The organism is Streptomyces sp. NPDC050211 (assembly GCF_040656035.1).
Classification (GTDB): domain Bacteria; phylum Actinomycetota; class Actinomycetes; order Streptomycetales; family Streptomycetaceae; genus Streptomyces.
Genome location: NZ_JBFALC010000013.1, coordinates 78,363 through 92,532 on the forward strand (window position 1 = coordinate 78,363; position 14,170 = coordinate 92,532).

At 67.8% G+C, this 14,170-nt stretch carries 14 protein-coding genes; 6 read left to right on the forward strand and 8 right to left on the reverse strand.

Annotation, left to right across the window (positions count from 1 at the left end):
* The first annotated feature begins 1 nt into the window (after nt 1).
* The 6 genes from murJ (at nt 2) to trxA (ending at nt 7,263) form a co-directional block, all read left to right on the forward strand.
* Nucleotides 2-2,242 (forward strand): murein biosynthesis integral membrane protein MurJ, encoded by a 2,241-nt coding sequence (murJ, locus tag AB0I98_RS16515; RefSeq protein WP_362941490.1) that lies wholly within the window; start codon nt 2-4, stop codon nt 2,240-2,242.
* A 138-nt stretch (nt 2,243-2,380) separates the two neighbouring features.
* Complete coding sequence (locus AB0I98_RS16520; RefSeq protein WP_362941493.1) at nt 2,381-4,099, forward strand: protein kinase family protein; 1,719 nt, start codon at nt 2,381-2,383, stop codon at nt 4,097-4,099.
* 31 nt (nt 4,100-4,130) lie between these two features.
* Nucleotides 4,131-4,856: an RNA polymerase sigma factor SigM gene (sigM, locus tag AB0I98_RS16525; protein ID WP_362941496.1), complete on the forward strand. Its 726-nt coding sequence runs from the start codon at nt 4,131-4,133 to the stop codon at nt 4,854-4,856.
* Nucleotides 4,853-5,752 carry a hypothetical protein gene (locus AB0I98_RS16530; protein ID WP_362941499.1) on the forward strand — a complete coding sequence of 300 codons (900 nt, stop codon included), beginning with the start codon at nt 4,853-4,855 and terminating at the stop codon, nt 5,750-5,752. Before sigM ends, AB0I98_RS16530 begins: the two co-directional genes overlap by 4 nt.
* Nucleotides 5,753-5,920: 168 nt before the next feature.
* On the forward strand, nt 5,921-6,889 hold the full coding sequence (trxB, locus tag AB0I98_RS16535; protein ID WP_362941502.1) for a thioredoxin-disulfide reductase: 969 nt from the start codon (nt 5,921-5,923) through the stop codon (nt 6,887-6,889).
* 41 nt (nt 6,890-6,930) lie between these two features.
* The gene (gene trxA, locus AB0I98_RS16540; protein WP_123998972.1) at nt 6,931-7,263 is read left to right on the forward strand and encodes a thioredoxin; all 333 of its coding nucleotides are present in this window, start codon (nt 6,931-6,933) and stop codon (nt 7,261-7,263) included.
* Between the two features lie 73 nt (nt 7,264-7,336).
* Here trxA and AB0I98_RS16545 read toward each other — a convergent pair whose 3' ends face one another.
* From AB0I98_RS16545 to rnpA, 8 genes are all read right to left on the reverse strand, one after another.
* A complete protein-coding gene (locus AB0I98_RS16545) occupies nt 7,337-7,954 on the reverse strand; it encodes a GNAT family N-acetyltransferase (protein ID WP_328361048.1) in 618 nt (205 codons plus the stop codon).
* Between the two features lie 326 nt (nt 7,955-8,280).
* Nucleotides 8,281-9,381, reverse strand: a complete 1,101-nt coding sequence (locus tag AB0I98_RS16550) for a ParB/RepB/Spo0J family partition protein (RefSeq protein WP_362941505.1) — start codon at nt 9,379-9,381, stop codon at nt 8,281-8,283.
* A complete protein-coding gene (locus tag AB0I98_RS16555) occupies nt 9,378-10,451 on the reverse strand; it encodes a ParA family protein (RefSeq protein ID WP_328372166.1) in 1,074 nt (357 codons plus the stop codon). The genes AB0I98_RS16550 and AB0I98_RS16555 overlap by 4 nt, the downstream gene beginning before the upstream one ends.
* A gap of 337 nt (nt 10,452-10,788) precedes the next feature.
* A complete protein-coding gene (rsmG, locus tag AB0I98_RS16560; RefSeq protein ID WP_362941508.1) occupies nt 10,789-11,505 on the reverse strand; it encodes a 16S rRNA (guanine(527)-N(7))-methyltransferase RsmG in 717 nt (238 codons plus the stop codon).
* A 126-nt stretch (nt 11,506-11,631) separates the two neighbouring features.
* Nucleotides 11,632-12,144 (reverse strand): R3H domain-containing nucleic acid-binding protein, encoded by a 513-nt coding sequence (locus AB0I98_RS16565; RefSeq protein ID WP_301982422.1) that lies wholly within the window; start codon nt 12,142-12,144, stop codon nt 11,632-11,634.
* A gap of 15 nt (nt 12,145-12,159) precedes the next feature.
* Nucleotides 12,160-13,428 (reverse strand): membrane protein insertase YidC, encoded by a 1,269-nt coding sequence (yidC, locus tag AB0I98_RS16570; RefSeq protein WP_362941510.1) that lies wholly within the window; start codon nt 13,426-13,428, stop codon nt 12,160-12,162.
* Nucleotides 13,429-13,431: 3 nt separating this feature from the next.
* Nucleotides 13,432-13,785, reverse strand: coding sequence for a membrane protein insertion efficiency factor YidD (yidD, locus tag AB0I98_RS16575; RefSeq protein WP_210573436.1), 354 nt, complete (start codon nt 13,783-13,785; stop codon nt 13,432-13,434).
* Nucleotides 13,782-14,153, reverse strand: coding sequence for a ribonuclease P protein component (rnpA, locus tag AB0I98_RS16580; RefSeq protein WP_210573434.1), 372 nt, complete (start codon nt 14,151-14,153; stop codon nt 13,782-13,784). The genes yidD and rnpA overlap by 4 nt, the downstream gene beginning before the upstream one ends.
* Between the last annotated feature and the right edge of the window lie 17 nt (nt 14,154-14,170).

The following is a 14,170-nucleotide window of genomic DNA, read 5'->3' on the forward strand; positions in this document are numbered from 1 at the left end:
CATGAACGCGCCGCACGACGGTGACCGCGGCCAGGCCGCGGGCAACTCGGGGCACCCCGAGGGCCCGCCGCCCGAGCACGGCCAGGTGCCGCCGCAGCCCCCCGCGGACATGTACCTCCAGGACGCCTACGACCAGGATCCCTACCGGGCGCAGGACCTCTCGGCCCAGGACCCGGTCGCCGAAGCGCTGTACGACCGCGCTGCGCACCCCCCGCCGCCCCCCGGCACGTACCCGCCGCCGCAACAGCTCTACGCCCAGCCGCCGCAGTCCCCGTACGCTCCCGATCCGCGTGTCTGGGCCCAGACCCCGCCCCCCGAGCCGGACGGCCCGACCCAGTACCTGCCGTACGGCGACGATCCCCGCACCACCCAGTACGTCGGCGTCGACGACCTCGTCACCCACTCCTCCGAGGAGCGCCACGAGCCAGACGCCTTCGCGCATCTCTTCCGGGACCAGCAGCAGGGCAGCGGCCATCCGCAGTACGAGCCCGCGTCGGTACCCGGCCAGTACCCGGCGCAAGGACAGTACGGCCAGTACCCCGCGGCGACCCCGCCGCCGCCCGCGCCTGAGGCCCCCGCTCCCACGCCCGCCCCGGCGGCGACCAGGAAGGGCGGCCGGGCGGGCGGTCTGCTGAAGTCGAGCGCCGTGATGGCGGCGGGCACGATGGTCTCCCGCCTCACCGGCTTCATCCGCTCCGCGCTGATCGTCTCGGCGCTGGGTCTGGGGCTGCTGGGCGAGTCGTTCCAGGTGGCGTACCAGCTCCCGACGATGATCTACATTCTGACCGTCGGCGGCGGCCTCAACTCCGTGTTCGTCCCGCAACTGGTCCGTGCCATGAAGGACGACGAGGACGGCGGCGAGGCATACGCCAACAGACTGCTGACCTTGGTCATGGTGATCCTCGGTACCCTCACCGCGCTCGCCATGTTCGCCGCCCCCCTCCTGGTCCGGGCACTGTCGACCCCCCTGGCCAACAATCCTGCGGCAAACGACACCGCCGTCACCTTCACCCGGTTCTTCCTGCCCTCGATCTTCTTCATGGGCATCCATGTGGTGATGGGGCAGATCCTCAACGCCCGGGGACGGTTCGGCGCGATGATGTGGACGCCGGTCCTGAACAACATCGTCATCATCACGAGTCTCGGCGCGTTCCTGTGGGTGTACGGCACCGCTGAACACTCCGGCATGCAGGTCACGAACATCCCGCCGGAGGGCGTTCGGCTGCTGGGCCTCGGCGTCCTCCTCGGTCTCGTCGTCCAGGCCCTCGCGATGATCCCGTATTTGCGCGAGACCGGGTTCAAGCTGCGGCTCCGCTTTGACTGGAAGGGCCACGGCCTCGGCAAGGCCGCGATGCTCGCCAAGTGGACGATCTTCTTCGTCCTCGCCAACCAGGCGGGCGCTCTTGTCGTGACGCAGCTCGCCACCGCGGCCATCACAGACTCGGGCGTCCCCGGCACCGGCTTCAGCGCCTACGCCAATGCCCAGCTCATCTGGGGTCTCCCGCAGGCCATCATCACCGTTTCCCTGATGGCTGCCCTGCTGCCTCGTATCTCCCGCTCGGCGGCCGAGGACGACACAGGTGCCATCCGTGACGACATCTCGCAGGGTCTGCGTACGACAGCGGTGGCGATCGTGCCCCTCGCTTTCGGATTCCTCTCGCTAGGCATCCCGATGTGCACGCTGATGTTCGGCTCCTCCGGGACGAGCGAAGCAACGAACATGGGCTACATGCTGATGGCGTTCGGCCTCGGCCTGATTCCCTACTCGATTCAGTACGTCGTCCTGCGCGCCTTCTATGCCTACGAGGACACCCGCACCCCGTTCTACAACACGGTCATCGTGGCTGCGGGCAACGCGGGAGCCTCAGCACTCTGCTACATCCTGCTCCCGGCCCGCTGGGCCGTGGTCGGCATGGCGGCCTCGTACGGCCTGGCCTACGCGATCGGCGTCGGCGTCGCCTGGAACCGGCTGCGCAAGAAGCTGGGCGGGGATCTCGACGGGACCCGCGTGATGCGGACGTACGCCAGACTGTGCATCGCCTCGGTGCCCGCGGCGCTGCTCAGCGGCGCGGCCTGCTACGGCATCAGCCGCTCGCTCGGCCAGGGCGTCATCGGCTCCTTCGCCGCGCTCCTCGCCGGCGGAGCCGTACTGCTGGGCATCTTCTACGTGGCTGCCCGTCGCATGCGCATCGAGGAGCTCAACTCGCTCGTCGGCATGGTCCGCGGGCGTCTGGGGCGCTAGGGCTGGGGTACGCGCACAACCATCGGCCCCCACCGTGTGTCGTGCATAGCGGCGGACTGTGGGCACAATTGGTTTCGGCGTCGGACGGCGCGCACAGCAGTCGAACGGCGCGCAATGGATGGGGAGGCAGGAACGACGGTGGCGGAACGGAGCACAGCTGCCGTCGACGTGGCAGACAACAGCGGCGACGAGCCGCTGACCGCTCAGGCGGACCAGTCCACGGCCGACGGGGTGGCCAAGAATCGGGAGCTGGACACGGACATCGACGAGGCACAGGGGAGCGGCGGGACCGAGGATCCCGGAAAAGCCTCACCGCCCGAACTGCACAGCGGCCACAAACTCGCCAGACGCTACCGACTCGAGGAATGCGTCACCCGTCTGGACGGATTCAGCAGCTGGCGCGCGGTGGACGAGAAGCTCCGTCGCGCGGTCGGCGTCCACATCCTGCCCGCGGACCACACCCGGGCGCGTTCCGTCCTGGCAGCGGCCCGCTCCTCCGCCCTGCTCGGCGATCCCCGGTTCGTCCAGGTCCTCGACGCCGTCGAGGAGAACGACCTCGTCTACGTCGTCCACGAGTGGCTGCCCGACGCCGTCGAGCTGACCGCGCTCCTCGCCCCCGGGCCGCTGGAGCCGCACGACGCCTACCAGATGGTCAGCCAGGTGGCCGCCGCGATGGCCGCCGCCCACCGTGAGGGCCTCGCCCATCTGCGCCTGAACCCCAACGCCGTCCTGCGCACCTCGTCCGGTCAGTGGCGTATCCGCGGCCTCGCCGTGAACGCGGCGCTGCGCGGCATCAGTTCCGGCACCCCCCAGCGCACCGACACGGAGTCCATCGGCGCCCTGCTGTACGCGGCGCTCACCCAGCGCTGGCCGTACGAGAGCGACGCCTACGGCCTGTCCGGGCTGCCCAAGGACGTCGGTCTGATCGCCCCCGACCAGGTGCGCGCCGGCGTCCACCGCGGTCTGTCCGAGCTCGCCATGCGTGCACTCGCCAACGACGGCGCGACCGCCTCCCGCCACGAGTCCCCGTGCACCACGCCGGAGGAGCTGGTGAAGGCGATCGGCGAGATGCCCCGCATCCGGCCGCCGGAGCCGGCGTTCACCGCCCCGCCCGAGTATCAGCGCACGACCTACCAGCAGGGCACGTACGGCCGTCAGGCGCCGCACCCCGGAGCCACCCAGCCGGTACAGGCGCCGCCGCCTCCGCTGCAGAGCCGCACCGGCAAGGCGCTGAAGTGGGCCGTCTCGGCCCTCCTGATCGCGGCCCTGGGCCTGGGCAGCTGGCAGCTCGCCGATGCGCTCATGGACCAGGGCAGCAAGTCCGAGGACACCAACCAGACGCAGACGGAAGACAACGAAAAGAACGGCGACAAGACCAAGCCGGTCAAGACGCTCGCTATCGAGGGTGCCGAGGAGTACGTGGCCGAGGGCGACGCCCAGCATCCCGGCGACGTGGACCTGACGTACGACAGCAGCACCACGACGGGATGGCGGACCAACAGCTACAACGACGGCCCGAAAATAGTGATCAAGCCCGGTGTCGGCATCGTCTACGACCTCGGCTCCGCCCAGGAGGTGTCGACCGCGACGCTCTCCCTCCGCTACGGCGGCCCTCACACCACCGTCAAGCTGTACGCGACCGACTCGCTGGGTTCGTCCACGCCGCTGAGCTCGATGAAGGAGCTGGGCGAGGCGACCACGAGCGGCACCTCCGCAAAGGTGGCGGTCGCCAAGCCGGTGAAGAGCCGCTACGTGCTGGTCTGGCTGACAGCGATGCCGTATTCGGGAGAGGATTCCGCCAACTACAGCAGCGCCGGTTACAAGCAGGCCATCACCGACGTGAAGTTCACCGGCTGACAGCTCACCGCATCTCAGGGGAGGGGGTCCGATGGCAGATGGCACCGCATACGGCGACGCAAGCGATCAGGACCTCCTCGCTCGCCATGTGGACGGCGACCCCGACGCCTTCGGCGAGCTCGTACGGCGCCACCGTGACCGGCTCTGGGCCGTGGCCCTGCGGACGCTCGGGGACCGCGAGGAGGCCGCTGACGCGGTCCAGGACGCCCTCGTCTCCGCCTACCGGGCCGCCCACACCTTCCGCGGCCAGTCAGCCGTCACGACATGGCTCCACCGCATCACGGTGAACGCCTGCCTCGACCGCGCCCGCAAGGCGGCCTCCCGCAAGACGTCTCCCGTCGATGACACCGAGCGCTTGGAGCAGTTGCTGGAGCCGCATGAGTCGGCCTCGGCTCCTGCGGAGCGCAACGACCTGAACCGTCAGCTCCTCGAAGCGCTCGGTACCCTTCCGCCCGACCAGCGCGCGGCCCTCGTCCTGGTGGACATGCAGGGCTACCCGGTCGCCGAAGCCGCCCGTGTCCTCGACGTTCCGACCGGCACGGTGAAGAGCCGCTGTGCTCGTGGCAGAGCCCGGCTTCTGCCCCTTCTCTCTCATCTGCGGCCCGAAAACGCCGAGGACGACAGAGAACCCGGCCGGGGACGGAACCGGGTGCACGGGACATCCGTCCCACCGGCAGCGGATCCGCATGACGTCGGCTCCCGCGATACAGGACCCAGTGATTCAACTGCTGTGAAGGGCGGAGGTGGGCGAGCGTGACATCCACGACAGACACGGCCGGGCACCCGGACGTCGCCGAGATCTCCGACCTCACCGAGGGCCTGCTGCCTCCGGACCGGACCGCGGACGTACAGCGGCATCTGGACGAGTGCGATCTCTGCGCGGATGTGCACGCATCGCTCGAAGAGATCCGGGGCCTCCTCGGCACACTGCCCGGTTCACAACGCATGCCTGACGATGTTGCGAGCCGTATCGATGCCGCCCTTGCCGCTGAGGCTCTTCTCCAGGCCACCGCACCCGATACCGGGGGCGACCCGGCACCCGTTGATGCTTCCACGCCCGACCATCGTGCTCATGTTTCACGTGAAACATCGGTCTCCGCAGCCCGTCCCACAGGGCACGCCCGCAGCACGACAACGGGCCCGGGCCGCAAGGAACGCAAGAGGGGCGGGCGCCGCAGGGCCACCGTCCTCGGCGCCGTTTTCGCAGTGGCCGCCCTGGGACTCGGTTCCGTGCTGGTGGCGTATCTGAACGACGGCAAGCCGTCGGACGATACGACCACCGCGTCCGACACGTTCTCCGAGGGGAAGCTGGAGAACCAGGTCGCCGATCTCCTTGCCGAGAATCAGAGCGCCGGGGACGGCTCCCGCGCCCCGCACAGCCTCGGTATGGAGTCGACCCCCGACAGCCCGAGCCCTCGGGTCTTCAGGGAGCCCACAGTCCCGCCGTGCATCCAGCAGGGCATCGGCATCAACGACACGGCGATCGCGACCAAGAAGGGCACCTTCCAGGGGACGGACGCCATGCTCGTCGTGCTGCTCGACCCTGCCGATACCACTCGGGTCGTTGCCTACGTCATGGATGCCACCTGTGTCGCCCACCCGTCATCCGGCACAGCCAAGGTCTTGCTGAAGGACTCCTACACGCGCTCCTGAGCGCGAACGCTTCGTTTCTGCGCTGCGTGGTATCCCGTACGGTGTCCACTCTCTGTGTGCCCGGGGACACCGGGAATGCACGCCCCTTAGGATCCGTTGGGTGGGGTGAGAGTTCCGAGAGGGCTCCACTGGCCGTACTGACGCAGTCCAGAGACGAGGAATCAAGCCGTGAGCGACGTCCGTAACGTGATCATCATCGGCTCAGGGCCCGCCGGCTACACGGCGGCGCTGTACACCGCACGCGCGTCGCTGAAGCCGCTGGTGTTCGAGGGCGCCGTCACCGCGGGTGGTGCCCTGATGACCACCACCGACGTGGAGAACTTCCCGGGCTTCCAGGACGGCATCATGGGCCCCGAGCTCATGGACAACATGCGCGCCCAGGCCGAGCGCTTCGGTGCAGAGCTCATCCCGGACGATGTGGTGGCCGTCGACCTGTCCCGTGAGATCAAGACCGTCACGGACACCGCGGGCACGGTCCACCAGGCGAAGGCCGTGATCATCGCCACCGGCTCGCAACACCGCAAGCTGGGCCTGCCGAACGAGGACGCTCTCTCCGGGCGTGGCGTCTCCTGGTGTGCCACGTGCGACGGCTTCTTCTTCAAGGATCAGGACATCGCCGTGATCGGTGGCGGCGACACCGCGATGGAGGAGGCGACCTTCCTCTCCCGCTTCGCCAAGTCCGTGACGATCGTGCACCGCCGTGACACCCTGCGCGCCTCCAAGGCGATGCAGGAGCGCGCCTTCGCCGACCCGAAGATCAAGTTCGTCTGGGACAGCGAGGTGGCCGAGGTCCAGGGCGACCAGAAGCTGTCCGGTCTGAAGCTGCGCAACGTCAAGACCGGCGAGCTCTCGGACCTGCCGGTGACCGGCCTGTTCATCGCGATCGGTCACGACCCGCGCACCGAGCTCTTCAAGGGCCAGCTCGACCTGGACGAGGAGGGCTACCTCAAGGTCGAGGCCCCCTCGACGTGCACCAACCTGACCGGTGTCTTCGGCGCCGGTGACGTCGTGGACCACACCTACCGCCAGGCGATCACCGCGGCCGGCACCGGCTGCTCCGCCGCTCTCGACGCCGAGCGCTTCCTCTCCGCCCTGGCGGACGAGGAGCAGGCCGAGCCCGAGAAGACCGCTGTCTGACCCCCTTCCGCCCCACGCACCAACCAGTTAAGGAGCCCGCCGTGGCCGGCACCCTGAAGCATGTAACCGACGACTCTTTCGAGCAGGACGTCCTCAAGAGCGACAAGCCCGTTCTGGTGGACTTCTGGGCCGCTTGGTGCGGTCCGTGCCGCCAGATCGCACCGTCCCTCGAGGCGATCGCCGCCGAGTACGGTGACAAGATCGAGATCGTCAAGCTGAACATCGATGAGAACCCGGGTACGGCCGCCAAGTACGGCGTCATGTCCATCCCGACGCTGAACGTCTACCAGAACGGCGAGGTCGCCAAGACCATCGTCGGCGCGAAGCCGAAGGCCGCGATCGTCCGCGACCTCGAGGACTTCATCGCCGAGTAGTCGATGTTTCACGTGAAACACGAATGGGCCAGCCCCTGAGAGGGGCTGGCCCATTCGCTTGTCGCAGAAGTCTCTACAGCGGCCGCAGCACCGGCTCCTTCTGAACCGCCCCCAGCAACCGATCCAACGCCATCTCCACGTCTTCCTTCCAGGAGAGCGTCGTCCGCAGCTCCAGACGCAATCGCGGATAGGTGGGGTGAGGCCGGACCGTCTTGAAGCCCACAGCCGTCAAATGGTCGGCAGGCAGCACGCAAGCCGGCTCCGACCAACGAGCGTCCCCGAAGGCTTCGATCGCCTTGAAGCCCCGGCGCAGCAGATCCTTCGCGACCGTCTGTACCATCACCCGGCCCAGCCCCTGGCCCTGGTAGCCCGGCATGATGAACGCGGTCATCAGCTGCACGGCATCAGGTGAGACAGGGCTCGTGGGAAACGCGGTCGACCGGGGGACGTATGCGGGAGGGGCGTAGAGCACGAAGCCCACGGGCACTTCATCGACGTACACCACTCGGCCGCAGGATCCCCAGTCCAGCAGCACGGCGGAGATCCAGGCTTCCTTCTCCAGCGCCGGGGTGCCCGCCTTTACCGCGGCTTCGCCACTGACTGGGTCCAGTTCCCAGAAGACACACGTGCGACAGCGCTTGGGAAGGTCCTGAAGGTTGTCCAGCGTGAGCGGTACGAGCCGGCGCCCCATGAAGGCTGTTCCTCGCTTCCTTCGCCCGCCGCGTCGCGGGCGGCCGTCAGGGCGCTTCGTTCCCGGAGCAGGCTGCCGACGAATCCGCCGACCGCGCCCAGCCCGAGGCCCGCGCTCACCAGTCCGGTGCGGCTCACCGTTCGCATGGCCTCTGCCTCCCCTGAGAGGTGCTGCCGGGTGGATGCGCCATACCCGAACGCATCGTATCCACGATTGCGATTCGATCGATACTGCCAAAAAGCAAAGAGCGGACCGTGTTCCGGTACACACCGGACACGGCCCGCTCTGCCGACCACCCAAGGCTCAACGACCGGGCGGCCGGAGGATCAGTCCTCGGAGTCCTCAGCGTCATCCTCGTCCAGAAGGCTCTTCTGGAGGACAGGACCCTCGCCGGGAGCAAGCGAGCCGAGGATGCGCTCAAGATCCTCTATCGAGGCGAACTCGACCGTGATCTTGCCCTTCTTCTGTCCCAGGTCCACCTTCACCCGCGTCTCGAAGCGGTCCGAGAGACGGGACGCCAGATCGGTCAGAGCCGGGGAGACCCGGGCTCCGGCCCGCGGCCCCTTGGCACGCTGGGCCTTCTGCGGGCGGGAGCCCATCAGGGTCACGATCTCTTCGACAGAGCGAACCGAGAGCCCCTCGGCCACCACCCGGTAAGCCAGCCTCTCCTGCTCCTCCGGGTCGTCGACGGAGAGAAGCGCCCGCGCATGCCCGGCGGAGAGCACACCGGCGGCCACCCGGTTCTGGACCTTCGGCGAGAGCTTCAACAGGCGCAGGGTGTTGGAGACCTGAGGGCGGGACCGGCCGATGCGGTCCGCCAGCTGATCGTGCGTGCAGCTGAAGTCCTTCAGCAGCTGATCGTAGGCAGCCGCCTCTTCGATCGGGTTCAGCTGAGCACGGTGCAGGTTCTCCAGGAGGGCGTCCAGGAGGAGCTTCTCGTCGTCCGTGGCCCGCACGATCGCGGGGATCGCCTCGAGCCCCGCCTCACGGCAGGCCCGCCAACGCCGCTCGCCCATGATGAGCTCGTAACGGGCGGGGCCGATCTGCCGTACCACGACCGGCTGAAGGAGACCGACCTCCTTGATGGAGGTGACGAGTTCCTGCAACGCATCCTCGTCGAAGACCTCACGCGGCTGACGCGGGTTCGGCGTGATGGCGTCGAGAGGGATCTCGGCGAAGTGGGCGCCCATGGGAGACGCGGGCGCCTCCGCCACGCCGTTCACCGAAGGCTCCTCGGTTTCACGTGAAACAGGCGGCAGCGTGGCCACCTTGGCCGCGGCCACGCCACGGTCGGTCGTCAGCACCGGCACCGCCGTGGGGGACGCGGAAGCAGCGCCCCCCACCGCTGGAGGCACCGTCTTCTCCGTCGGGGCTGCAGGGATCAGTGCGCCGAGACCACGGCCCAACCCCCTCCGTCGCTCGCTCACTGGATCCCCTCCACCATGTTCGGGTCGCTCTGGGCACCGATATGGGCGTGCGTCGCCTCGTAGGTGACGCCCACGCCCTTCAGTGCGATTTCTCGTGCCGCCTCAAGATAGGACAGGGCACCGCTCGATCCGGGATCGTAGGTCAGCACCGTCTGTCCGTAGCTCGGTGCCTCGGAGATACGGACCGAGCGAGGAATGCTCGTCCGCAGCACCTCGCCCCCGAAGTGGCTGCGCACCTCGTCCGCGACCTGGGACGCAAGGCGCGTCCGGCCGTCGTACATGGTGAGCAGGATCGTCGATACATGCAGGGTGGGGTTGAGGTGCCCCCGCACCAGGTCGACGTTGCGCAGCAGCTGGCCCAGGCCTTCCAGCGCGTAGTACTCGCACTGGATGGGGATGAGGACCTCCGCGCCGGCCACCAGCGCGTTGACCGTCAAGAGGCCGAGCGAGGGCGGGCAGTCGATGAGGATGTAGTCCAGCGGCTGCTCGTAGGCCTGGATGGCTCGCTGCAGCCGACTCTCTCGTGCCACCAGGGACACCAACTCGATCTCCGCACCGGCGAGATCGATCGTGGCGGGTGCACAGAAGAGGCCCTCGACATCAGGGACCGGCTGAACGACTTCCGAGAGCGGCTTGCTCTCGACCAACACGTCGTAGATGGAAGGAACTTCGGCGTGATGGTCGATTCCCAGGGCGGTGGACGCATTGCCCTGGGGGTCGAGGTCGATCACCAGGACACGGCCGCCATGCAAGGCCAGCGAAGCGGCAAGATTGACGGTCGTCGTTGTCTTGCCCACGCCTCCCTTCTGGTTGGCGACCACCATGACCCGGGTCTGCTCAGGCCGTGGCAGGCCCTCGCCGGCGCGGCCCAGAGCCTCCACCGCCAGTTGGGCAGCACGACCGATGGGAGTGTCGTCCATCGGGGGCGGTGTTTCACGTGAAACATCGTCCCCCATCGACTCGGTACGGGGACCGGGGACCGGATCGGTCATCGGTCCCGCGATGTTGGCGTCGGACCGCAAGGATTCACTCTCCTCGACTTCAGGCTCGCAATGAACAGAGCCTCCCATGTCTTCGGGGTCGTGAACCAGTGAGGCCTGTTGTTCTGTGGAGAATTCCACCTCTGTGGACAACTCCGTGCCCCCCGAGGGGGACCGAGAGCCGCCGGAATCGGTAGCTGGCGCCTCGCCGAGTGATCCGAGAGGCTTTCGGTCGCGAGGTTCGGCCGCGGCGCGGCCGCGACTGATGATGCCGTGCAGCAATGAGCGACGTTTCACGTGAAACACGATGCACAGCAGCCCTGGCCGGAGTGTCGCGACACTCCGGCCTGCGTAGGTTTGGCAGCTTGTGTGGAGTACGTGTCGTCGTCAGGACGGATCAGCGGCGCCCCTCATGCGCCCGCTCATCTCAACGACGTCGACGTGCCCGCCCCGTCCGGGCCGCCTTCGCACGCTTCGCCGCGAAGCGCACTCCTCCTGGGCTCTCCCCGACCTCCACACGGACGACGGTGGACATCGGATCCACCACTCCCTCGCCCACATGGAGGATGGACGTCTCCACGGCGCCGAGCTTGCTCAGAGCCGTGGAAGCGCTCTTGAGCTCCTCCTCGGCCGTATCACCCTTGAGCGCGAGCATCTCGCCGTACGGGCGCAGCAGCGGGATGCCCCACGTGGCCAATCGGTCCAGCGGCGCCACGGCCCGTGCTGTCACGACATGCACCGGCGTCAGCTTCCCCATGACTTCCTCGGCTCGGCCGCGCACCACCGTCACATGATCGAGCCCCAGCAGCTCCACGACCTCGGTCAGGAAGGTGGTGCGGCGCAGCAGCGGCTCCAGCAGCGTGATCTTCAGGTCCTCCCGGACGAGGGCCAGAGGAATGCCGGGCAGGCCGGCGCCCGAGCCGACATCGCACACGGTCACCCCCTCAGGCACGACCTCGGAGAGCACAGCGCAGTTCAGCAGGTGCCGCTCCCACAGCCGGGGCACCTCGCGCGGGCCGATCAGACCGCGCTGCACTCCCGCCTCGGCGAGCAACTCGGCATAGCGCACGGCATCAGCGAAGCGATCGCCGAACACCTCGCGCGCCTGCTCCGGCACAGGGGGAAGCTCCACTGCCTCCGTCACGGGGACCGTCCTTCCGTACCGCCTCGGCGCACCGAACGCCGACCACGAGAACCACCAGAACTATCAGGCTGACAAAGTTCGGCCCCGCCTGCCGGGCAGACGGGGCCGGAGGACCGAAGGGACCGATCAGGCGGGAAGCACAACGACGAACCGCTGCGGCTCCTCGCCCTCGGACTCACTGCGCAGACCCGCGGCCTTGACCGCGTCGTGCACGACCTTGCGCTCGAAAGGACTCATCGGCTTCAGCTTCATGGGCTCACCGCTGCTCCTGACCTCAGCAGCCGCCTTCGCGCCCAGCTCGGAGAGCTCCGCACGCTTCTTGGCCCGGTAGCCCGCGATGTCCAGCATCAGGCGGCTGCGATCCCCGGTCTCCCGGTGCACGGCCAGGCGCGTGAGCTCCTGAAGCGCCTCCAGCACCTCGCCGTCACGGCCGACCAGCTTCTGCAGGTCACGGCTGCCGGAGTCGCTGATGATCGACACAGCCGCGCGGTCCGCCTCGACATCCATGTCGATGTCGCCGTCGAGATCGGCGATGTCCAGCAGACCCTCGAGGTAGTCCGCCGCGATCTCGCCCTCCTGCTCCAGGCGGGTCAGGGTGTCTGCGCCCTCGGCAGCGGCGGAGGTGGTGCCTTCCGTCACGGGATGGACTCCTTCTTACTTCTTGGTCGGGGACTTGGGCCGCTGCGGACCCTTGCGCTGCCCGGACTGGGCCTTGCTGCGGCCACCGCCCCCGGGCTTCTGCGCGGCCTTCTTCGCGGCGGGCTTGGCATCCTCGGGCTCATCGGACTTGCTCAGTGACGTCTTCGGCTCGGAGGACTCACCGGCCACCTTCGCGCCGGCCTGCCGCTGGGACTTGGACTGCCGCTTCGGCTGCTGACGCTTGGGCGTGGCGGTCGTCGGCGTACCGTCCTCGGTCTGCACGACGGTCGCGGTCTCGCCCTTCACCACGGTGCCGTCAGCCTGAGCCGCGAGGCCCGCCTTGCTCAGACCGTTGATGAACTTCCGCTCGTACTCGTTGCGGTCGCGGCCCTTGGCCACGATGGCCTTGACGATGGCCTTCTCACCGCGGCCACGCGTCTTGCCGTGGTGCGTGACGTGCTTGTGCAGGCGCTCCAGGTACGCGGCCTGGGCCTTGGAACCCGGAGTCGGGTTGTTGCGGATGACGTACATCTGCTGACCCATGGTCCACACGTTGGTGGTCAGCCAGTAGACGAGGACACCCACCGGGAAATTGATGCCGAAGACGGCGAACATGATCGGGAAGATGTACATCAGCATCTTCTGCTGCTGCATGAACGGCGTCTTCACCGTGGTGTCGACGTTCTTCGTCATCAGCTGACGCTGCGTGTAAAACTGCGACGCCGACATCAGGACGATCATGACCGCGGTGACGATGCGGACGGTGGTCAGCGAGGCGTCGAGAGCGGCGACGTCGGACGAGCTGTCGGTGAACTTCGCGGCCAGCGGGGCCCCGAAGATGTGCGCCTTCTGCGCGCTCTCCAGCAGGCTCGCGTTGATGACACCGACGGTGTCGTTGTTCGCGATGCTGTTGAGCACGTGGTACAGAGCGAAGAAGAACGGCGACTGCGCCAGGATGGGAAGGCACGAGGAGAGCGGGTTGGTACCCGTCTCCTTGTACAGCTTCATCATCTCTTCGGACTGACGCTGTTTGTCGTTCTTGTAGCGCTCCTGGATCTTCTTCATCTCGGGCTGGAGCGTCTGCATCGCCCGGGTCGCCTTGATCTGCTTCACGAAGAGCGGGATCAGGCAGATACGGATCAGAATCACCAGGGACACGATGGACAGGCCCCAGGCCCACCCGGTGTCATCGCCGAAGAGGGCGCCGTACACCGTGTGGAACTGGACGATGACCCAGGAGACAGGTGTCGTGATGAAGCTGAAGAAGCTGGCAATCGTGTCCACTAATCATGCTCCTTGGGCATGGGACGGGGTCTCTGCGGCCGGGCTCGAAGGAGTCTGCCCCTCGGTGGCCGTTACGGCGGCGGAGTTCCCGCCCCTGCGTGTGCGCCAGGCGTCACGCAGCATTTCGTGCCACCGCGGGCGCTTGCGCGGCGGGACATGGTCCACACCGCCCAGCGACCACGGATTGCACCGCAGGATGCGCCAGGCGGTGAGTGCCGTTCCCTTGATCGCACCGTGCCGGTCGATGGCCGTATAGCCGTAGTGGGAGCACGACGGGTAGTACTTGCAGACCGGCCCGAGCAGCGGACTGATCGTCCACTGGTAGAGCTTGATCAGAGCCAGTAGCGGGTACTTCATCGTGCGCCCCCTCCCAGCAGCCGCCGCAGAGCGGCATCCAGGTCTTGGGCCAGTTGTCCATGGTCGGCGTCGCCCGCACCGGGCAACGCTCGTACGACTACCAGGCTACCGGGGGGCAACAGGGCGACTCGCTCCCGCATCAGATGACGGAGTCTGCGCTTCACCTTGTTCCGGACGACCGCGCCGCCCACCGCCTTGCTCACGACGAAACCCGCACGCGTCGGGGGAGCGCTCTCCCCAGGCGCGTGCGGGTCCGTGGCACCGCTTCGAAGGTGGACGACGAGAGTCGGGCGTCCGGCCCTGCGTCCTCGTCGTACCGCGGTCGCGAAGTCCTCGCGCCGCCTCAGCCGGTTCTCGGTGGGCAGCACGACGTCATGACCTGACC